Consider the following 19,683-nt stretch of genomic DNA (forward strand, 5'->3'; position numbering starts at 1 on the left):
ACCGCCATCATCAAATCCAAGGTCCGTTGCTGTATGCGCTATACCGCAGGTTATTTGGCGAAGAATAAAATTTTTGACTCTTTTTACCTATATTTAATATTTTTTATTGATAATTTACTTTAATTTATTACGAGGCTTTGCCAGCCTCTTTTGGCTCCCACCCTTCCCCTGTTCCACGGCCTGTGCTACAAGGAAACAGCGCCTCACAGCAGGAGTTGTCATGCCAATCGCCCAAGCCATTGAAGACCGCCGCAGCTGCCGCGTGTTCACCGACCAGTCCGTGCCGCAAGAAACCCTGGAACGCCTCATGGAGCTCACCTGCCGGGCTCCCAGCGCCATTAATTTGCAACCCTGGCAGTTCACGGTGCTCAGAGGCGAGGAAGTGCCCCGCCTGGGCAAAAAGCTCACCAGGGCCTACGCCGAGCGGGGCATCTCCTGCGGGCCGGACAATACCAAGCCGTTGCCCGACATCTATCTGGAACGGCAAAAAGAGCTGAACCGTCTCATGGGCCCGGCCATGGAGCAAGCCGGAGTAGAGCGCAACTTCATCAACACCGGCTCCCTGGTATTTTACGGGGCTCCGGCGGTGGTGGTGGCCACCCTGGACGGCGCCTTCCCCGCTGAGCGGGCCCTGGACCTGGGCTTCGCCCTGGGCTGGCTGCTGCTGGCCGCCCAGGAGATGGGCCTGGCCACCTGCCCGGTGGGCCTGGTGTGTTCCTATGGCGATATCATCAAGGATTTCTTGAACATCGACCAAGATCGCCGGGTGGTGCTGACCGTGGCGCTGGGCTACGCCGACCCTAATTCGCCCCTGAACCAGGTGCGGTCCCCCCGCGCTCCCCTGGACCAGGTGGTGCGCTGGTACTAAAAACCAGGCGCACAAAAAAAGCCCCCGCCACGCAGGCGGGGGCCTTATAACGCCACAAGGCGTACTTAACGAATCATGCCAGTGACTTCGGTGTTGACCACTGCGTAAATCTCCTCATCGGTGCCGTATATATCCACCACCGAACGATGGTCGATAAGCCGCTCGATAATGAAGGCGGTTACGTAGAGGCTGATGCGGTTGGCCTGGGGCACCAGATTGCGGAAGTTGGCGATGGCGTACTGGATGTCGAAGTCTTCGGCGTTGAGCAGCGATCCCAGGCAACCGGCGAGCTGCTCTTCCACGTCGCGCTGGCTCTTGGTTTCGATGAGATTGCCGTTTACCAGCTTCATGGCCAGCTTCTGGGCCAACTCGTCCACGCAGTCTCCGAGCTGCATCAGTTGCCTGGTCCAGGCAGACTGCCGGGAGCTTTCCAAGCGGGAGATAAGGTTCTCCTCGCGGTAATTGGTATGAAAGTCTCCGCCCATTTCTTTAATCTTCCTCCGAAGCGTCTAGGCCCCGGCTCTGGGTGTGGTCTGTTTCGCGTCGCTACCGACGTTGCCGCAAACCCGTTATACTTGGACTTTATTAACACTCGCGCCCCCACCGCGCAACGAATACTTGCAGGGTTAAAGGAAAAAAATGACGGATGACCCATATTTGCGCACCCCTCCCCCCTGGTTGGAAGACGAGGTGGTCATGCTGGAGAACAGCGGCGAAATGCCGGAGGTGGTCTTGGCCGAAAGCCTGCACCATATAGGGCCCTTGCCGCCCCATGAGGTGGAGGTTTTGCAGGCCGCCGCGGTCCGCGGTTACCTGAAGATAATCGAAAGAGACCTGGATCACGCTAACCTGGGGCAGCCCCCCTTTCGCGGCCTGGACCGGGCCGAGCAAAACATGACTCGCCTGCAGTATTTTTTGAAGCGCCTTGGCTGGCCGCCGCCTCCCGAGGCCCTGCCTAAACTGGCAGATCGCCTGGCCGCTTTTCTAAAGGCCGAGGGAGAGGCCCTGGCCCAGGGACGGGCCTATGCCGGAGCCACCAGGGAGCAGGTCGAAGGCGTGGCCCGATTGCTGGACCTGGACCTGTCGCCTTTTCAGGAGGTGTTGACGCGCCTTGACGCCCTGCCCGCCCCCGACTTTTGGGGCCTAAGGGCCCTGCGGCGCCTCACCGCGGCCCAGGCCAACGCCAAACGCCGTCAGGAGGCCCATGGCCAGGCCCGCTTGGAGGTGCTGGACCGCCAGGGTCTACCGCTGGCAACGGCGGATTTACCCCTGATCGCGGCCACGGACGAGGAAGACCCCGAATGCCGCGCCAGGGTGGAGTTGGTGTGGAGCCTGATCCCCCTGCCCGAGGCCTAGCCTACTTGGCCTGGGGCTTGGCCCGGTGGGGGGCTATGGCGTCCAGCAGCCCCTGGGGCACCCGGTAACCCATCTTCAAGGCCTTGTCCGCCGCCGCCGCGGCCTCGTTCCAATCCCCCTTGAGGGCGTAGGCTCCGGCCATGTTGCTGTAGGCCGGGGCGAAATTGGGCTCGATGGCCAAGGCCTTGACGTATTCGTCTATGGCCTGGTTGAGCTTCTTTTGGGCCACGTACAAATTGCCCAGATTCACGTGGGCGTCGGGATAGTTGGGATTGAGGGAAAGGGCCTTTTTGTACATCTCTTCGGATTCATTGGGCCGGTTGGTATACAGGTAGACCATGCCCAGGGTGTTGAAGGCCTGATCGTTGTAGGGGTCCAGGGCAATGGTCAGCTTGAACTGACGCTCGGCGGTCTGGAAGTCCCGGCTGTGGAAGGCGATCATGGCCAGCTGGTAATGGGCTTGGGCGAAATCGGGGTTGAGCTGCACCGCCCTTTCCAGGTACTCGCGGGCCTGTTTGATATTGCCGCCCTCGGCGGCCATCAGGCCCAGCGTCACATAGGCCCGGGCCGAGCTGGGGTTGCGGGTGAGCACCTCTTTTTCGATCAGGTTCTTGGCTTCCTGGATCTTGCCCTCGCCGGCCAGCATGTTGGCTGCGAACAACTCGCCCTGCCAAAAGTTCGGGTCCGCGGTTTTACAGGCCGTGAACTTTTGCAGCGCCAAAGCCGCGTCGTTTTCGGTAATCGCCAAGAAACCCTCGCCGAACAATTTGACAGCGGCCAGCTTGACCTTGCCGCTCAGGGCCTGGCGGGTCATCTCCAGCAAGAACACCGCGCTGTCCTCACGCGGGTTGTCGCCCAGTGCCTGAGAAAAATTGCTTTCCGCCTGTTTCAAGTTGCCGGCGATCATGGCCTCCACTCCGGCCAGAACCTTGCGGCGGGCGACAAGGTAAGGGGCATCACTAACGGACGGCCCGGCCGGAGCGGGGGAGACGCTTGTCGGAGGCGCGCCGGCGGAGTCGAGCGTCGGCTCGGAGGAGGAGAAACGGGTGGAGCTTTCCAATCCCTTGAAGCTTCCGGCCTTGGCGGCGGGCGCGGCTTTGGCGGCGGGCGCGGCGGGCGCGGCGGCCGAGGCGCTGGCCTGGCCCGGCTGGTCGAAGCGCATGAGGATGGTGTAGCCCTCTTCGGTGGGGATCACCTTGCTGGGCTTGCCCGGAGGCAGATCCTTGAGGGCGGCGCGGTATTCGCTGCGCAGGCGGGTGTAGGGCACCTTGCCCAGGCGGCCGCCCCGGAAAGAGGCGGGCCCCACCGAGTTGCGTTTGGCCAGCGTTTCAAAGCTGGCGCCGTCGGCCAACTCCTTGGCCAGCCGGTTGGCCAGGTCCTTCTGCTTTACGGTGATTATCCCCAGGTCTACTTTCTCATCGCTTTGGGCCATGGCTGAGCTGGACACGGCCAGCAGCAACACCAGACCCAGGATCGCAACCAAACGCAACTTCATGAAGTAGTTTCTCCTCTGGAGAGTGCCCGTTTAACCAACAACCGGTCATGATTCTTACCCGGCGGGGGGCGAAACTGTCAAATTAAATCCACCGGTCCGCTTCCAGGCCGGGGGTTGATAATTTGCCCTTAACATATCATAATTCAGACACTATCGCCGCTTAACCGGTTGGAGCGATGGGTGGGCTGGGTGTGCCCGCCGGTTGTTCGTGGCCAAAATGGTTTCGTCTCCTGGAGGTTTGCATGAGCGTGTTGGTGGAGAAGTTCAAAGAGGGCTACTCCGTATTGTTCGACCGGAACTGGCCGCTTTGGGTTGGCGGCGTGCTTCTCGCCCTGCTGGGCATCATCTGCATGGCCGCGGGCCGCCCCTGGGGCGTGGCCGGCGGTCTTCGCGTCTGGAGCGACTGGCTGTTCTATTGGATCGGCCTGTACAACTCCGCGCCCGGCAACGCATTTTTCCTCAGCAATACCTCCATCCTCACCTGGGGGCTCTTGTTCGGCGCCTTTGGCGCGGCCCTTTTGTCGCGCCAGTTCGCCTGGCGCAACGCCCCCACCTGGGAGCTCTTGAAGGGCCTGGTGGGCGGCGTGTTCATGGGCGTGGGCTCGGTTATGGCCGGCGGCTGCAACGTGGGTGGTTTCTACACCGCGCTGGCCGCCGGTTCGGTTTCGGGCTTCGCCATGATGGTCGGTCTCTTGGTGGGCGCCCTCATCGGTCTCAAGTACCTGATGTGGGAAATCGAGCACATCACCATGAAGCCCCCCAAGCAAAAGGCCGCCAAGGAAGGCGGGGTCGACTGGTCCAAGGTGCAGCCCTGGCTGGGCGCCCTTTTCTTCCTGTTCCTGGTGGGATGGTCCTATTGCCTGTCCTTCAGGGCCTATACCCAGGAGGCGGTGCTGATGCTCACCGCCGTGGGCATCGGCATAGTGATCCAGCGCTGCCGCTTCTGTTTCGTGCGCTCCTTCCGCGATCCTTTCATGACCGGCGAGGCGGTGGCCACCCGGGCCGTGGCCCTGAGCGTTATCCTCTCGGTGTTCGGCTTTTTTGCCATCAAGTGGTTCCGGGCCGATTGGCAGATGGTCTACATCTACCATCACTGGATCGGCGGCCTGGTGGGCGGAGTCGTATTCGGCATCGGCATGCTCCTGGCGGGCGGCTGCGGTTCCGGCTCCGTGTGGCGGGCCGGCGAGGGCCAGTTCAAGTTGATCCTGGCCGTGGCCACCTTCTCCATGAGCAACAGCCTGTTCAAGCACTACGTGTGGACCAGGGACGTGGCCAACTCCTGGGGCAAGCCCATCTTCCTGCCCGCGGTCACCGACTACTTCTGGGCCATCGTCATCACCGGAGTGGTAATGCTGGTCTGGTGGGCGATCATGGCTTGGAACGAAGAGACCGATAGCCTTACAATGGTATAAGGCATGGATATATTTTATAAGTAACCATCAAAAAGGAGAGACAAACATGGCCGATTGGACGCCTGATGAGGTTTTGGATGCCCGTGGCCTTAGCTGCCCCATGCCGATCCTCAAGACCAAAAAAATCATGAAGACCCTCAAGTCCGGCCAGATTCTGGAGATCCAGGGCACCGACCCCGGCACGCGCAACGACCTGCCCGCCTTTACCGAGCGCTCCGGCGACGAGTTTTTGGGCGAAGAGCAGAAGGACGGCTACATCAGCTTCTTTGTCAAGAAGGCCTAGGCCCTCCCAACCAAGACATCTAAGGGCCGGCTCCCAGGGGGGCCGGCCCTTTTTGCCGCGCGCCAGCGGGGCTAGTAGAGGCTCAGGTGGGTGTGGTCCTTGGTGAGGAAAAACGACGACTGCTTCACCTTGTCGGCCCGCTCGCTGAAGCTGACCACGATCTTGTCCGGACAATCCACCCATTCCAGATCCTTGAGCCGGGGTAAATCCACCAGGGGATCGATCACAAAAGCCACCCTCACGGCCGGCAGCTCGCCGGAGTCGTCCACCCCCACCAGGTCTACGCCCCCCCTGGTGGAGCGGGGCGGCTTCCAGCCGGCCAGGGGAACTAGCCCCATCTGTTTGACCGCCTGGTATAACAGGCACACCAAGGCTTGACGAATCACCGTCTCCTGACGCATGGTCTGGGGGATGGCCTTTATTTCTTGGCGCATGGCCTCGGCCAGTGGGCCCAACTGATCATTCATACTTGCCCCTCCAGGTTGATGCCTGGGAGTAGCCTAACCCATGACCCACGGCGAGTCAAAAGCCCCGCGCGCTCCCCGACGCCTGGCCTGGCCCCTGGCCTTCGCCCTGGCCGGGGCCGCGCTGTGCGCCTCGCTGGTGCTGGCCTGGTGGGCCCAGGGGGAGCGCCCCTGGCAGCGGGAAGTGGCGGCCATCAACCAGGCGCGGGGCCGGATTTTAGAGCAGGAGCTTATGGCCGCTGGCCTGGCCCCGGAGCGGGCCGCCTTTCGCGCCCAGGAGGTGGCCTCCGAGCCGCCCAGGGTGATCGAGGTGGTGCCCAGCGCCTTTGGCAAGCCAGAGCGCTGCCTCACCTGCCACCAGGGCCTGGAGCAGATAAGCCCCTCGCACCCGGTGGAGGCCATGGGTTGCGTGGCCTGTCATGGCGGCCAGGGCCTGGCCCTGACCAAGGAGCAGGCCCATCAGGGGCTCATCGGCGGGCGCAACCCCAGCGACCTGGCCTTTGCCCGGGCCTCCTGCGGAGGGCGCGGCGCGGCGGCCGGGCGCTGCCACGCCGGGCGGGACAACCCGGCGGCGGACACCCTCTACCGGGTGGAGCGCACCATCATGGCCACCATGACCGGGGTCATCACCAGCCTTCGGGTGGCCTGGGGGGCCCAGGACAGCTTCACCGCCCGGCTGGCCACCGCCGCCATAAGCGACCCCCGGAGGCCCAACCCGGCCCCGCCCCACACCCTGGCCTCGCTTCTGCTGATCCCGGCCACCCCCCCGGCAGGCCCCGCCCCGGCCCAGGTGGCTGACGAGCAATGGAACAAGTTCTGCGCCCGCTGCCATCTTCGGGCCGAGCGACCGGCCGGGCATTCGGTGCACGGCCGGGGCTGCGCGGCCTGCCACGGTAGCCGGGAACCCTCGGGCCGCTACCTGGGGGGAGACGCCAGCCTGAGCCGCGACGAGGCGGGCCACGCCTCTTATCACCGCCTGCACGAGTCCCCGCCCGAGGACAACTGCCTGCGCTGCCACAACCGCTCGGGCCGTCTGGGCCTCAACTATCGCGGTTGGGTGGAGGACGAGAACGGCCGCACCCCCTGGCCTTCGGGCAACCCCAGCCAGGCCCTGAGCGGCGGGCGCGGGGTGCACCAACTTTTGCCCGACGTGCACCGGGCCAAGGGCCTGGCCTGCGTGGACTGCCACAGCGGCCGCGAGGTGATGGGCGACGGCCGCCTGTACGGCCGCATGCGTTTCCAGACCGAGGTGACCTGCGCCACCTGCCACGGCGGCCCCCAGGGCCCGCCGCGCCTGGGCCCGCCGGACGACTACGCCCAATATGAGGCCGCCTACGGTCCGCTCAAGGGCGGCCCGGCCCTGAGCCGCGAGAGTCAACTGGTCTTGAGCGCCAAGGGACGCCCCCTGAGCAACCTGCGCCAGGTTCGGGGCAAGCTGGTGCTTTTCTCCCGCAGCCAACCGGGCAAGAGCCATCCCCTGACTCTGGTCAGCGGCGACCCGGCCCACCGCCAGCCCGGCCACCAGCGGCTGGCCTGCCAGGCCTGCCACAGCCGCTGGACCCCCCAGTGCTACGGCTGCCACGACTACCGCCGCGACGCAGGGGAAATGTGGAGCTACGCGGCGGGGAAGCCCACCCCCGGTATATGGCAAGAGAGCCGCGACCAGTACCGCTTCGTGGACCCGGTCTTGGGAGTGGACTCCTCGGGCCAGGTGCGGCCCTTTGTGCCCGGCTGCCAGGTGGTCTACACCGCCCAAAACGCGGACGGCGCGCCCCTGCCAGGCCGGGCCCTGGAGCAACCCCGGACCAAGCTCATTATGAACAGCATCGTGAGCACGCCCATCAGCCCCCACACCACCCGCACCGAGGTGCGCCCCTGCGAGGCCTGCCATCTGAGCGGCAAGGCCCTGGGCCTGGGCGGTGGCCCGCGCCCCTTGGGCAGCCTGGCGGCCATTCCCCTGGCCGACCTTAATGGAGTGGGCTTCCCGGCCGACTGGGAGGCGCTGGTGGACGATCAGGGCCGCCCCTTGCAGGGCCAGACCCACCAGGGGGCCCGGCCCCTTAACCCCCAGGAGCTGCGCCGGTTGCTGGCCTTTGGCCGCTGTTTGCCCTGCCACCGCCGTCCCGAGGACCCGGTGCTGGCCGACCCGGCCAAGGCCTGGCAGCGCATCGGGCCCGGCGGCGACCTGGAAGCCAAACACAAGCTCATGGAAGCCAAGGCCCTCAGATGAAAAGCCTGGCGCTCATACTATTGTCCCTGCTGCTGCTGTGCGGCGCGGCCCGGGCCCAGGGCGCGGCCCAGCCGGACCAGGGCTGCCTGTCCTGCCATCCCCGCTTCGTCGCCCCCATGCCCCCGGCGGATCAGGGGCACGCCCTGGCCTGCACCACCTGCCACTTGGGCGACGGCCAGGCCAAGGAGGCCAAGGCGGCCCATAAGGGCATGGCCGCCAACCCCTCGGCCCTGGACCAGGCCGAGCGGGCCTGTGGCTCCTGCCACGCGGGCTGGCCCGCCAAGGTTAAGCTTTCACCCATGGCCACCAGCATGGGCCTCATCGCCCAGACGCGCTATCTGTGGGGGGCCCAGTTCTCGGCCGACCCGCAGTTTGCGGTGCGGGAGGCGGGCCTGCTGGCGGCCATGCCCGACCCCGAGAACGGCGGCGCGCCGGTGGACGACTTTTTGCGCCGCCGCTGCTTGCGCTGCCATCTGTGGAACCAGGGGGCGGACAGCCGAGGCGCGCGGCGTTCGGCGGGCTGCGCCGCCTGCCACCGGCCCTACGACGCCCAGGGCAAGCCGCCCCAGGGGCACGGCCTCACCAAAAAGGTGCCGGTGAGCCAATGCCTGACCTGCCATTCCGGCTGCGGAGCCGGGGCCGAGTTCGCCGGGCGCACCCCCCGCGACGCCACGGTATCGGCCCGCTTTTTGGCCACCCGGCGGAGCCAACCCGAGCTGATCCAGGACCGCACCTGGCGGCCCATGCGCCCGGACCTGCACTTCAGCGCGGGCCTGGCCTGTGTGGACTGCCACCCCCGCTCGGAGGTGATGGGCGACGGCCAGGCGCGCAAGGCAGGGCTGGAGCACGTGGGGCTACGCTGCGCCTCCTGCCACGGCGAGTCGGGTAAGCTGCCGCCCGCCAAGCCCACTACCACCCTGGGCGCGCCCCTGAACAACCTGGGGTGGCACGAGGGCAAGCTGATGCTTTCGGGCAAGCTGGACGGCAAGAAGCTGACGGTGCCGCTGATCGCCGGGAGCGGCCCGGCTCCGGTGGCCCACCGGATCGGCGAACACACCAAGGTGGCTTGCCACGCCTGCCACGCGGCCTACAACCCGGCCGCCTGGGGCTTGCAGGTGCTTCTGGAGACCCGGCCCAACTATGCCCAGTACGCTTCCATCGCGGCCCAGGGCGACCCCCAGGTGTATCGGCTGCTGAGCAACTACCTCAGCCCGTCGGCGCAGAATCCATCCCCTCCCCAGACCCGTGACTATCTGAACGGCAAGAGCCGCCCGGGCGTGTGGCTGCTCTCACCCTGGTTCCGGCGGCAAGAGTGGCGGGTATACGGCCTGGGGCCGGGGCAGCGCACCTATCTGCTCAGCCCCCGCTATCAATACGTGCTCACCCTGCTGGACCCCACGGGCAAGCCCACCCTGCGGGCCCAGGTGCCCCAGCCCGGTTTGGGGGTCACCCCCTGGAACCCCCACACCACGGCCAAGCCCACCGTGGGCTGCGCCGATTGCCATGGCGCGGCCCGGTCCCTGGGCCTGGGGCTCACCTTTGCGCGGGAAGAGGCAAAGGGCGAAGCTTCGCCCCTGCTGGCCCCGGAGCTGTGGCTGCCCGGAGCCGAGGGGCTGGCCCTGCCCGGCGGCTGGACCAAGGTGGTGGATTTGCAAGGACGTCCCCTGCAGGCCTTTTTGCTGGACGACTCGCGGCCCTACAACCGCGAAGAGTTGGCCCGCCTGCTCCGGCCGGGCAAGAATTACACCGCCTGGATGCTCAAGGCCATGGAAGAGGACTGGGCTCTCAGAAAGCCCACCAGGTGAGCCCCGCCCAGGCCAGGAGCACCGCCCAGGCGGCCAGATCCAGGGGACGGGGGCGGGTGTAGGACGGCGCGGCCGGGGACCCGCCCCTGGCCAGCCAGGGCAGCAGCGCCAACAGGGCCAGGCCCAAGCCGGGCAGCAGCAGCCCCCCCACCCGCACCGGCAGGTAGCGCAGCAACTCTTGCAGGCCCAGGAAGATCCAGGGGGCCTGGGCCTGATCCGAGGGGGCGTGGCTCACCGGGGCCAGGGGATAGAACACCGCGGCCAGGCCCAGCAGGGCCAGGGCGGCCAAGCTGGCCAGGCCCTCTTTCTTGATCAGGTTGGCGCGGGTGGATTCAGCCATGCCTGAATTCTAGCCCGCCCCCGCTCAGCGCACAAGCGCCGCCCCGCGGCGGCTGTGGTATAAATTTTAGACAGGATCAGCCACCCCAACTCAGGAGGCCCCTTGCCTTCATCCCCCGCCACACCCGCCGCGCCGGAGCGGCTCAGCCGCCGGGGCGTGCTCAAGCTGCTCTACGCCGGCATCTGGCTGTCGCTGGTGGGAGCTGTGGGCCTGGGTTTGGGGGCCGTGCTGCGCCTGTTCGGCTCCGGCGGCGGCGCTTCCGCGCCCCAGCCGGTGGAGTTCGACCAGCCGGCCAGCCTGGCCGTGGGGCAGGCCCGGGACCGGGGCGCGGTGGCTCTGGTGCGCGACGGGGAAGGCTATTTCGCTTTGAGCCTGGTGTGCCCCCACCTGGGCTGCCGCCCGGCCTGGCATCCGGATCAGAGCCGCTTCCTGTGCCCCTGCCACAGCTCCGTGTTCGCCCTAGACGGCGATCGTCTAGCGGGCCCTGCCCCCAAGGGCCTGGACCACGTGGCCCTTAAGCAAAGCGGGGACAAGCTGGTGGCCTATCCCGGCCAGGCGGTGGACCCGGCCGCCAGGCTGAAGGTCTGAAGCCGTGGCCAAGCCGGGATTCCTGGAGCATATCCATCCCCCGCGCATCCCCCCGGAGCGCACCCGCTTCACGGCCACCTTTTGCCTGGGCGGCCTGTCCTTTTTACTTTTCCTGGTTTTGGGCGGCACCGGCGCGGTGCTGATGTTCTCCTACGTGCCCACCCCGGAGGGCGCGGCCGCCTTTTTCGCTCAGGAGGCGGGCGACCTGCCCTTTGCCTGGTTCTTCCGGCGGCTGCACTTTTTGGCGGGCCAGGCCATGGTCATCACCCTGCTGTTGCATTTGGCCCGGGTATTGGCCGCGAGAGCCTACCTGCCCCCCCGGGCCGTCAACTGGCTGGTGGGCCTGGGCCTGCTGCTCCTTACCCTGGCCCTGGACCTGACGGGCTACGTGTTGCGTTGGGACGCGGCCACCCAGGGCGCGGCCACGGTGGCCGCCGGGGTGCTGGGCCAGATACCGGCGGTGGGGCCCCTGTTCCAGCGCCTGCTCCTGGGCGGCCCCACCCTGGGGGAAACCGCCCTGCTGCGCTTTTACGTGCTGCACTGCCTAGCCCTGCCGGTGCTGGCCCTGGTGCTTAGCCTGTACCACTTCTGGCGTATCCGCAAGGACGGGCGGCCCACCACCGGTCTGTAGATCACCTCGAACGCGGGCGCCTGTCCCGAATCATTTTTCCGCCACCAAGCTGAGCGGACTGGGCACATTCTTGTCTTCAGTGGGCTGGCTCTCCACCGGCGCCGACACCGTCAGCCGGTCGGGGGCCAGGCCAAAGCGCCCGGTGAGCATCTTGGCCACCGCCGAGGCCCGGCTCTCGGCCAAGTTTTTGATCTGTTCCGGCCCTAGCGGTTGTTTCTTCACCGCCGCGCGGAACATGGCCCTGGTTTGGGCCGTGGCCAGTTCCTGGTCGGTGGGGGTCTTGCCGCTGAAGTCGGGGCTGTTCGCCACCGCCTTTTTGAGCTGGTTAAGCTCGGCGCGCGAATAGCGCTGCAGATACAGGGCCTCCAGGGCGCGGCTCACCGAGGCGCTGCTCAGGGAAACGCGCAGCGAAGTGCGCCCCGCCTGGTTCTGGCCGGTCATCTTGCCCAACTGGGCCACCAGGGCCCGCCGCTGCAGGGCCGGGGTGTCCAGGCCGGGGTTATAGCCGCCCGCTACGCCCAGCTTGAGCTGGGGCCTGTCCTGCATGGCCTTGGCCAGCTTGGCCAGCTTTTCCTCTTCGGGCGGCGAGACCCGGTGGCTCCCCGGATCGAAATCCACCTGATCCAGGGCCTGGTCCGAGGCCCCCACCAAATTGGCCAGCAGGGTAAAGGGAGCGGTCACGATTTTGACGATCAGGTTGATGATGGCTTCGCCGATGATACCGCTCACCGAAACCTGGGGGTCGGCCAGGTCGCCGGTCACGGGCAAGGCGATTTTGATGCGCCCCTCGGAATCCTTGAGCAGGGCCACCGCCAGGTCCAGGGGCAGATCCGGCGCGCCGGGCTCGTTAATCTTCTCGCCCAGCACCAGATCCTTGATAAGCACCTGGTTGTCGCCCACCAATCGCTGTTTTTCCAGACGGTAATCCATCTGGGCGTAGAGCTTACCCTCCTTGATGCGCCAACCGGCGAACTTGGCGGCATAGGGGCTCAGATGGTGCATGTCCAGGTTCTCGAATTCCATTTTCAGCTGGGTGCGGTCGGTGGGGCTGAGCGGCAGCAAACGGCCGGTGATATTGGCCTGCCCATAGCGATCCACCCTGCCCCGCAGGCGCAAAGGCATGGGCGAGGCGGCCACATTGCCCACGTCCCGGGCGCTTCCCCGCAGATCGCGCACCACTGAGGAGAACTCGGGCTTAAGGCTCAAATCGCTGAAGTCGAGCTGGCCCTTGCTGATATGCATCACCCCCAAATGAAAGGCGAAGGCTGGCGGTTCGGGTGCCGACCGGACTTCCTTCTTGGGCGTAGCCGGGGCCTTTTCCTTCTCTTCGGGGGCCTTGAACGCCTGCAAGAGGTTAAGCTGGCCCTGGGGGCCGATCACCATCTTGACCCGCGGCCCCACCAGTTCGGCCCGGTCCACGCCGAGGTTGCCGGGCTCCAGTTGCAGACGCAGTTGGGGCGTGCTCAGCTTATCCCAACCCACCAGCTCGTCCTGGCCGCCCTCTTCGAGCAAACTGAGCTTGTCGATGGCAGCCCCCGCCTCCAGGGTGAACTTTTTGCCCTGCGCCGGCTGGCCCAGGGCCAGCTTGCCCTGGCTGCTTAAGATCCCGCCGGCAATCCTCGCTTTGGCCAGCAGGTCCAAATAGGGCTGCAAGGGCTTCAGCTCCATGCCCTCAAGCTGGTACTCGGCCTCCAGATCCGGGGCCAGCGACAGCAGCCTACCCTTGGCGGCCAGCTTGCCGCCCGAAGCCAGATCGGATTCGAGATCAAAGGCGCAGGGCTGCTCCAGGGGCCAGGCCAGGCCGTCCAGGCCGAGGCGCACCTGTTGCAGCTCCAGTTCCTTCGGTTGCGGCCCGCTTTGATCCTTGTAAGCCAGCCCGTAGTTTTCCAGGCTGGCCTGCTTGAGCCGCAGGCTCCAGCCGGGCCCGGGCTCCGGCTGCGCGCCTTGCTCCCCCGCCGCTTCTTGGCCGCCCTGCCCCGCCAACAGTCCGCTCCAGTTGAGCTTGCCCTGCTGGTCCAAAACCGTCAGGGCGCGGCCCCCATTCAGCTTGAGGCTCTCCACCTCCACCAGCCGCCGGTTCAGGTCCAGGCTGACGCCCCCGGCCTCCAGGCCGCTCAGGGTGAGCATGGGAGTCTGATCGGCCAGGCCCAGGGTCAGGTTGCGCAGCGAGGTTTGCAGGCCCTTCAGGTTAAGCAAATACTTGTCCTGGGGACGCTCCAGGCTTAGCTTGCCGGCCGCGGCCAAGCTCTCCAGGTTCAACCGGAGGTTTTCTTGGGCCGGGCTCAAAGACACCTGGCGAACTTTTAGTTGCACCGGGTCCAGCTTCAGGCGCACACCGCCTCCGCTCAGGGAGACCTCGTAGGAAGCGTTGAAGTCCAGCAACCCCTGGGGAGGGGCCAGTTTGGCGATGTCCGGGACCACCTCGTACAGGGTGGCCAGCTTCCAGTTTTGCAGCCGGACCCGGCCGCTGGAGGCGACCGGGCTGAGGCTCAGCTTGCCCCGCCACTCCAAACGTTCGTCTTGGGAGCTGGCCGCGGTCAGGCTGAAGGGGCCACAGTCGGAGGGTAATCCGCAAAGGTCCTTCAAGGTGGAAAGGTTTTGCAGCTCCAAGTTGATAGGTATCACCTTCAACTGGCCGGGGGCTCCCTTTTGCTCGCGCAAAAACCAGAGGCTGCCCTTGAGCAGATTGAGTTTGCGCAGGAGAAAGGGAAAAGGATCCCCCTTGGCCGCGGCCGGGGCCGCCTCCGCCGGTGCCAAACGGGCCAGGTTCAGATCACCCTCGGGGCTCAACACCACCTTGATGAAAGGCTCCTCCAGCGACGCTTCGGTGCAAATCAGGGCCCAGCGCCACAGGCTGGCTACCTCCAAATTGATCATCAGGTGCTTTATGGAGGCCAAGGGGCGCTCCTGGCCCGGCCCCAACACGAAATCGTCCGCCTCCAGACACAGGGTGAAAGGATTACAGCGAACCTCCCCCAGCGTGGCGCTCTGCCCGGTCTGGGCCTTGAGCATGGCGGGCAGCTTGCTCTTGATCAGGTAGGGCACGCCCCAGAATCCGGCCGCCGCATACAGACCCACCAGGGCCAGCACCACTCCCGCCGAAATCCAGGGCCAACGGCGCGCTTTTCCTTTAGCCATAATCAACAATTACCAAAGTGAGATTATTATGGGGAGCCCGGTCTCCACTTGCACCTAAGTAAATTATAAAGCATTGGCGCCCGTAAAAAGTCGGCGGGCGGCCCGCTTTTTGGTTGCCAAGGACCCCTGAGCCCGGCCGGCCGCAGCGGTGAACATTCGGCCGGGGCAGAGTCCGGCCTGCAGGTTGGCTAAGTCATGAATTGGTTTGGGAGGCGCCGTCAGGCCAGAAGAAGGTAGTTCACCTGGGCCACGGCCACCAGGGTCCCGGCCTCGTCGAATAGCTCCACCCCCACCGGGCACATGGTGCGGCCCACCTTGATGGTGCGGGCGGCCACGGTGAGGTCGCTCAGGCAGGGGGCCAAGAAGCGGATGTTCATGTCCGTGGTGGTCAGGCGCGCCTGGGAGCCGGTCTGGGTGAGGATGGCGAAGCAGGCGGCGCTGTCGGCCACGGTCATCAGCAGCCCGCCGTGAAAGGACTCGAACACCCCGTCATAGGCCGGCTTGCGCGCCACCTTGATCCGGCACAGGCCCGGTGCCAGCTCCAGCACCTGCATGCCCAGGGTGTCCACGATGGGTATGGCCGCCACCCGCTCCAGGATGGCTTTTTCCAGGGCCGGATCCAGCAAGGCTATTTCTCTCCCCCATTGCCTGAGCGCACCCAGGGCTCCAGCACCGCGATGGCCCGCTCGATGTCCAGGCCTATCTGGGCCTTGAGCGCCTCGGGAGAGTCGAAGCGCTGCTCGCCCCGCAGGCGCTCCACGAAATGCAACCGGATGTCCTGGCCGTAGATGTCGCCATCGAAGTCCAGCAGATGGGTCTCCACGCTCAGGGCCCCGTCGTCAAAGGTGGGGTTGTTGCCGATGTTGTTGGCCCCCTTGAGCAAACGGCCGTCGGCCAGCTCCACCAGCACCGCGTAGACCCCCGGCCCGGGCAGCAGTTCGTCGCTCACCTTGAGGTTGGCGGTGGGGAAGCCCAGCAGGCGCCCTCCCCGGCCGTGTCCGGCCACCACCCGCCCGGCTACCTGGTAGTGACGGCCCAGCAAATGCCTCGCTCCTTCCATGTTGCCGTCGGCCACCTCCTGGCGCACCCGAGTGGAGCTCACCGGGCGTCCGTCGATGATCACCGGACCCACCACGTGCACCGCGAAACCCCAGCGCTCGCCCTTGGAGCGCAGCAGATCGAGGTCACCCAACCCTTTATGACCAAAGGCGAAATCATAGCCCACCACCACTTCGGCGGCCCCCAGGCGGCTCACCAGCAGCTTGTCCACAAAGGCGTCGGCGCTAAGGGAAGCGAAGTCCTGGTCAAAACGCAGGCACAAAGTCAAATCCAGGCCGGATTGGCCCATCAGCACCAGCTTCTGCCTCAGGGTGGTGATCAGCGGCAGGTTCACCGCCGGGCGCAACACCCGGATGGGGTGGGGCTCGAAGGTAACGGCCAAGGAGGTGCCCCCCAGGGCTTTGGCCCGCTCCACGGCCTTGGCGAACAGGGCCTGATGCCCCAGGTGTACCCCATCGAAGTTGCCGATGGTTATCACTGGACGGGGGAGGCGCTGCCTTAGCTCTTCCAGACCCATTACCACTTGCATGACCGCGGCTTCCTTTTTCCACCCCTGATGAAAAAAATGGGCCTTGGGGGCCCACAAACCCACTTGACAACCTTGGGACGTGATTATAGACTTCGCCCTGTTGTTTGACAAGGTCGCGCGGCTCAAGGGCTTTTAGCGATCTTGGGTGAGCCGAAGTGGCGGAACTGGTAGACGCGCTAGGTTCAGGGTCTAGTACCCGTACGGGTGTGGGAGTTCGAGTCTCCCCTTCGGCACCAAAAACAACTTAAGTAATCGCAATCACACGAACTTTCTGATCACTGACTCCGATTAACCGATTTTCACACAAACCGGTGATACAGGTCGGAGCCCAAATGGGAGTCAGTCGTCGGGTAAGTATCCCCTCCTGTCTTGTCAAACACGGCAGCATTTACTACTTTAGGGCAGTCGTCCCGGCTGACCTGCGCCCCCGCCTCAAGCAGCGCGAATACCGCCTGTCGTTGCGCACTGGGTACTTGACCCAGGCCAAATGCATGGCTATCTCTATGAAAGCAAGGCTATCCACCCTCTTTCATTTAATGCGGCAGGAAAGCGAGTTAATGGCGGAGCTCAGCGACCAGCAGATCAGAGAGATCGTCCACCAGTGGGTCAAGAAGGCCCTGGAACAATATGAAGAGATTCGGCTTCGGCGGTCACAGCCCTGGTCTGCCGAGGAACTGACCGCCTACTTGAACAGCCTTGATGACGATATCAAAGTCTACAAGGAAAAGCTGCTGCAAGGTCATTATGATTTGGTTGAACCAGGTGCGCTGGAATTCCTAGCGGAAAAGGGCCTCCACGATATCCCCAAAAACTCGCTTGAGTTCCGCAAACTGTGCTCAGCGTTACTCAAAGGCATGATCGCCGTATTCATGCAAGAAAAAAGAAATGCCTCGGGTGAAGGGCTTGACGATGAGCTAGACTCACTACTCGATAATTGCATAGATAATATCCCCTCAACTCCAGCTACAAGACAAAACCCGACCGGGCCGCAAATTACCCTGAGCGAGGCTCTCGAATCTTACCGGGAGGAAAAAATCCGTCACCGGGATTGGACCGGCAGAACCGAAACCGACATGAGACCTCGGCTTGATCTGTTCAATGAAGCTGTTGACGACATCTCCATAAAAATGCTGAGCAAAGATGACATCAGAAAATTCAAACATGCCGTAGAGCACTTGCCAGCAAGGCGCAGCGTAATGCCTAGATACAAAGGCAAGAGTCTTAATGAATTGCTGGCAATGAAAGTACCTGAAAACGACCGGATGTCTAACAGCACCATTGGGCAATACTTCGGTGCGGTGGTGTCGTTCTTACTTTGGCTGAAGGCAAATTACGATGGTATCAACGATGGACTTACCGATGTCTTAAAACCACCATCGGTTCAGCCCTCCGATGAGCAACGGAGTGTTTTTACTGAAGATGACTTACAAAAAATCTTCCAGGCCCCAGGATATAAGCCTGACAACTTCAAGCAGGCCTATAAATTTTGGGTTCCCCTGATTGGACTTTACAGCGGCATGCGCCTTGAAGAAATATGCCAACTAACCATTGATGATATAAAACAGATTGATGAAGTCTGGTGTTTTGATGTCAACGATCAAGTAGACAAACGGGTCAAGACCATTGCCTCTAAACGATATATTCCCATCCACCCCAAACTTATCGACGAGCTTGGCTTGTTAGATTATGTGAAAGCCATTAAGAAAAAAGGTTCGGATAGGCTGTTCCCCGAATTAAAAAAACAAAGCGGCCGGTATTCCCATTACGTATCACGTTGGTTCAACGGCACTCACTTACCCAAAACTGGCATCGGAAAAGCCGGTAGGAAAAAAGTTTTCCACTCATTCCGACATACCTTTGCCCACACCTGCAAGCTAGCTGGCATCCCCGAAGACAAGGTATCGCAGTTAATGGGACACGAAACCTCAGGCAACAATATTACATACGGTAGATATGGCAAAAAATATCCTCCTGGTATTTTACTCAGGGATGTTGTCTCCAAAGTTGATTTTGATATAGACCTGGAACAGCTTAAAAAATCAAAACACGTCCGAGGGAAGAACCTGGCGAATAACCGGCCGCTAAAGAAAAGAAAATAGGCCTCCCTCAAGCTGTAAACCTCCCCCGATTAGTGCCAGTCAACAGTAGAAACTTCAGGTGAATTTATAGCGAGGTATTCGGCTGGTGTCAGGTTGCCGAGGGACTCATGAGGGCGTTCCTCGTTGTACTCCTTGAGCCAGCGATCCGTGATTTCCCGCACCTCGCTTAGACGGGAAAATATGTAAAGGTCCAGCACCTCTTCCCGATAGGTCCGGTTGAAGCGTTCAATGTATGAATTCTGGGTGGGCTTGCCGGGCTGAGTGAAACCCAAATCGATACTATGCTCCTCGGCCCATTGGGCCATAGCTACACTGACCAGCTCCGGGCCGTTGTCCAGCCTCAGCCTGGACGGGTAGCCCCGCCAGGCAGCGATACGCTCCAGCACTCGGATTATCCTTTGGGCGGGGAGATTGACGTCCACCTCTATGGCCAGGGCCTCTCGATTGAAATCATCCACCACATTAAAGGTCCTGAATCGCTGGCCGCCATACAGGGCATCGCTCATGAAGTCCACCGACCAGCAGATATTGGCCAGATCCGGCACTGCAAGCGGCTGGGGATCACGAGTAGGCAGGCGCTTCTTACCCTTCCTGCGAAGGTTTAGCTTCAGGGCGCAGTACACTCGGTACACCCGCTTGTGATTCCAGCCATGTCCATCCCGCCGAATTACTTGAAACAGTTTGGCAAAGCCGTATCTGGGATATTTGTCTGCCAGCGAAGTCAGCGCCTCGATGATCGGACCATCGTCGCGGGGCTTGGGTCGGTAGGCATAAACCGACCGGCTCAGCCTCAGGGCGCGGCAGGCCCGGCGAATGCTCAGACCGTGCTCTTTGCACATGAACTTAGCCAGATCGCGCCGACCCGCTGGCCTTATATTTTTCTTTCGATGACGTCCTTCAGAGCCCGATTCTCAAGGCTCAAGTCGGCGTACATCTGCTTTAGACGCCTGTTTTCTTCTTCAAGCTCCTTGAGCCGGACGATGTCCGAGGCCTCCATGCCCCCGTACTTGGACTTCCATTTGTAGTAGGTGGCGCTGCTGACACCGTATTCCCGGCAGACCTCCTTGGCGGTCCTGCCCCCTTCCACCTCTTTCAGAATTTTGACGATCTGAGTTTCGCTGAATCTGGTCCTGCGCATCGTGAAGAGTCCTCCTTGCAGACCTCAGTCTGCCAGAAGTCTCTACCTCAAACTGGCCCTATTTTAAGGGAGGGTTACAATCGACCGTGGGGGCCTGTCAACTTTTCCCTGCTTCAGTTTACTGGCCGATAAAGATGGATACTTCGCAATTAGGTCTGCTGCCGGACCGTACCCCAGAGTTGGGGGAATTAGTCGAAGTACGATCCAGAAGGTGGCTCGTCGAGGAAGTGATCTAGCCCGAGTCCCAG

At 63.3% G+C, this 19,683-nt stretch carries 17 protein-coding genes and 1 tRNA gene; 10 read left to right on the plus strand and 8 right to left on the minus strand.

From position 1 onward, the window contains the following. The first annotated feature begins 220 nt into the window (after positions 1 to 220). Complete coding sequence (locus AACH32_RS10700) at positions 221 to 868, plus strand: nitroreductase (RefSeq protein WP_338599046.1); 648 nt, start codon at positions 221 to 223, stop codon at positions 866 to 868. A gap of 65 nt (positions 869 to 933) precedes the next feature. Here AACH32_RS10700 and AACH32_RS10705 read toward each other — a convergent pair whose 3' ends face one another. Then, entirely contained in the window at positions 934 to 1,353 is a 420-nt protein-coding gene (locus AACH32_RS10705; RefSeq protein WP_338599049.1) for a hypothetical protein, read from the minus strand. Between the two features lie 154 nt (positions 1,354 to 1,507). On the opposite strand from AACH32_RS10705, the gene AACH32_RS10710 reads away from it, so the two are divergent. Further along, entirely contained in the window at positions 1,508 to 2,224 is a 717-nt protein-coding gene (locus AACH32_RS10710) for a hypothetical protein (RefSeq protein ID WP_338599052.1), read from the plus strand. A gap of 1 nt (position 2,225) precedes the next feature. Here the strand turns inward: AACH32_RS10710 and AACH32_RS10715 are convergent, their stop codons facing one another. After that, entirely contained in the window at positions 2,226 to 3,719 is a 1,494-nt protein-coding gene (locus AACH32_RS10715; RefSeq protein WP_338599055.1) for a tetratricopeptide repeat protein, read from the minus strand. A gap of 242 nt (positions 3,720 to 3,961) precedes the next feature. On the opposite strand from AACH32_RS10715, the gene AACH32_RS10720 reads away from it, so the two are divergent. After that, a complete protein-coding gene (locus AACH32_RS10720) occupies positions 3,962 to 5,131 on the plus strand; it encodes a YeeE/YedE thiosulfate transporter family protein (protein ID WP_338599057.1) in 1,170 nt (389 codons plus the stop codon). Between the two features lie 46 nt (positions 5,132 to 5,177). After that, positions 5,178 to 5,414, plus strand: coding sequence for a sulfurtransferase TusA family protein (locus AACH32_RS10725; protein ID WP_338599059.1), 237 nt, complete (start codon positions 5,178 to 5,180; stop codon positions 5,412 to 5,414). Positions 5,415 to 5,485: 71 nt separating this feature from the next. Here AACH32_RS10725 and AACH32_RS10730 read toward each other — a convergent pair whose 3' ends face one another. Next, on the minus strand, positions 5,486 to 5,881 hold the full coding sequence (locus AACH32_RS10730) for a hypothetical protein (RefSeq protein ID WP_338599062.1): 396 nt from the start codon (positions 5,879 to 5,881) through the stop codon (positions 5,486 to 5,488). Between the two features lie 40 nt (positions 5,882 to 5,921). On the opposite strand from AACH32_RS10730, the gene AACH32_RS10735 reads away from it, so the two are divergent. Continuing rightward, positions 5,922 to 8,108, plus strand: coding sequence for a cytochrome c3 family protein (locus tag AACH32_RS10735; protein WP_338599065.1), 2,187 nt, complete (start codon positions 5,922 to 5,924; stop codon positions 8,106 to 8,108). Further along, a complete protein-coding gene (locus AACH32_RS10740) occupies positions 8,105 to 9,913 on the plus strand; it encodes a hypothetical protein (protein ID WP_338599068.1) in 1,809 nt (602 codons plus the stop codon). Before AACH32_RS10735 ends, AACH32_RS10740 begins: the two co-directional genes overlap by 4 nt. Here AACH32_RS10740 and AACH32_RS10745 read toward each other — a convergent pair. Beyond that, positions 9,894 to 10,253, minus strand: a complete 360-nt coding sequence (locus AACH32_RS10745) for a hypothetical protein (protein ID WP_338599071.1) — start codon at positions 10,251 to 10,253, stop codon at positions 9,894 to 9,896. The two genes, AACH32_RS10740 and AACH32_RS10745, sit on opposite strands and share 20 nt — an antisense overlap. A gap of 102 nt (positions 10,254 to 10,355) precedes the next feature. Here AACH32_RS10745 and AACH32_RS10750 point away from each other — a divergent pair, with 102 nt between their 5' ends. Further along, positions 10,356 to 10,841, plus strand: coding sequence for a ubiquinol-cytochrome c reductase iron-sulfur subunit (locus AACH32_RS10750; protein ID WP_338599073.1), 486 nt, complete (start codon positions 10,356 to 10,358; stop codon positions 10,839 to 10,841). Between the two features lie 4 nt (positions 10,842 to 10,845). Continuing rightward, positions 10,846 to 11,472, plus strand: a complete 627-nt coding sequence (locus AACH32_RS10755; RefSeq protein WP_338599076.1) for a cytochrome b N-terminal domain-containing protein — start codon at positions 10,846 to 10,848, stop codon at positions 11,470 to 11,472. A 30-nt stretch (positions 11,473 to 11,502) separates the two neighbouring features. Here AACH32_RS10755 and AACH32_RS10760 read toward each other — a convergent pair whose 3' ends face one another. The 3 genes from AACH32_RS10760 to AACH32_RS10770 form a co-directional block, all read right to left on the minus strand. Next, positions 11,503 to 14,610 carry a DUF748 domain-containing protein gene (locus AACH32_RS10760; protein ID WP_338599078.1) on the minus strand — a complete coding sequence of 1,036 codons (3,108 nt, stop codon included), beginning with the start codon at positions 14,608 to 14,610 and terminating at the stop codon, positions 11,503 to 11,505. Positions 14,611 to 14,828: 218 nt separating this feature from the next. Beyond that, entirely contained in the window at positions 14,829 to 15,236 is a 408-nt protein-coding gene (locus AACH32_RS10765) for a PaaI family thioesterase (RefSeq protein WP_338599081.1), read from the minus strand. A gap of 2 nt (positions 15,237 to 15,238) precedes the next feature. Then, positions 15,239 to 16,198, minus strand: coding sequence for a bifunctional riboflavin kinase/FAD synthetase (locus AACH32_RS10770; protein ID WP_338599084.1), 960 nt, complete (start codon positions 16,196 to 16,198; stop codon positions 15,239 to 15,241). A 149-nt stretch (positions 16,199 to 16,347) separates the two neighbouring features. Between AACH32_RS10770 and AACH32_RS10775 the strand changes: the two genes are divergently transcribed. Next, positions 16,348 to 16,434: transfer RNA gene (locus AACH32_RS10775), tRNA-Leu, on the plus strand. 96 nt (positions 16,435 to 16,530) lie between these two features. Further along, on the plus strand, positions 16,531 to 18,297 hold the full coding sequence (locus tag AACH32_RS10780) for a site-specific integrase (RefSeq protein WP_338599087.1): 1,767 nt from the start codon (positions 16,531 to 16,533) through the stop codon (positions 18,295 to 18,297). A gap of 29 nt (positions 18,298 to 18,326) precedes the next feature. Here the strand turns inward: AACH32_RS10780 and AACH32_RS10785 are convergent. Further along, positions 18,327 to 19,435 (minus strand): IS3 family transposase gene (locus AACH32_RS10785; protein ID WP_338598789.1). Its coding sequence is split into 2 segments (ribosomal slippage): positions 18,327 to 19,183 and positions 19,183 to 19,435, totalling 1,110 coding nucleotides; the frame shifts between segments, so codons are not numbered across the junction. Positions 19,436 to 19,683 lie beyond the last annotated feature (248 nt).

This window comes from Desulfoferula mesophila (assembly GCF_037076455.1).
Taxonomy (GTDB): domain Bacteria; phylum Desulfobacterota; class Desulfarculia; order Desulfarculales; family Desulfarculaceae; genus Desulfoferula; species Desulfoferula mesophila.

Excerpts from the sequence above, each read along its gene's own strand:
- AACH32_RS10700 (WP_338599046.1), top strand. The coding sequence starts at position 221 with ATGCCAATCGCCCAAGCCATTGAAGACCGCCGCAGCTGCCGCGTGTTC.
- AACH32_RS10705 (WP_338599049.1), bottom strand. The coding sequence starts at position 1,353 with ATGGGCGGAGACTTTCATACCAATTACCGCGAGGAGAACCTTATCTCC.
- AACH32_RS10710 (WP_338599052.1), top strand. The coding sequence starts at position 1,508 with ATGACGGATGACCCATATTTGCGCACCCCTCCCCCCTGGTTGGAAGAC.
- AACH32_RS10715 (WP_338599055.1), bottom strand. The coding sequence starts at position 3,719 with ATGAAGTTGCGTTTGGTTGCGATCCTGGGTCTGGTGTTGCTGCTGGCC.
- AACH32_RS10720 (WP_338599057.1), top strand. The coding sequence starts at position 3,962 with ATGAGCGTGTTGGTGGAGAAGTTCAAAGAGGGCTACTCCGTATTGTTC.
- AACH32_RS10725 (WP_338599059.1), top strand. The coding sequence starts at position 5,178 with ATGGCCGATTGGACGCCTGATGAGGTTTTGGATGCCCGTGGCCTTAGC.
- AACH32_RS10730 (WP_338599062.1), bottom strand. The coding sequence starts at position 5,881 with ATGAATGATCAGTTGGGCCCACTGGCCGAGGCCATGCGCCAAGAAATA.
- AACH32_RS10735 (WP_338599065.1), top strand. The coding sequence starts at position 5,922 with ATGACCCACGGCGAGTCAAAAGCCCCGCGCGCTCCCCGACGCCTGGCC.
- AACH32_RS10740 (WP_338599068.1), top strand. The coding sequence starts at position 8,105 with ATGAAAAGCCTGGCGCTCATACTATTGTCCCTGCTGCTGCTGTGCGGC.
- AACH32_RS10745 (WP_338599071.1), bottom strand. The coding sequence starts at position 10,253 with ATGGCTGAATCCACCCGCGCCAACCTGATCAAGAAAGAGGGCCTGGCC.
- AACH32_RS10760 (WP_338599078.1), bottom strand. The coding sequence starts at position 14,610 with ATGGCTAAAGGAAAAGCGCGCCGTTGGCCCTGGATTTCGGCGGGAGTG.
- AACH32_RS10770 (WP_338599084.1), bottom strand. The coding sequence starts at position 16,198 with ATGCAAGTGGTAATGGGTCTGGAAGAGCTAAGGCAGCGCCTCCCCCGT.
- AACH32_RS10780 (WP_338599087.1), top strand. The coding sequence starts at position 16,531 with ATGGGAGTCAGTCGTCGGGTAAGTATCCCCTCCTGTCTTGTCAAACAC.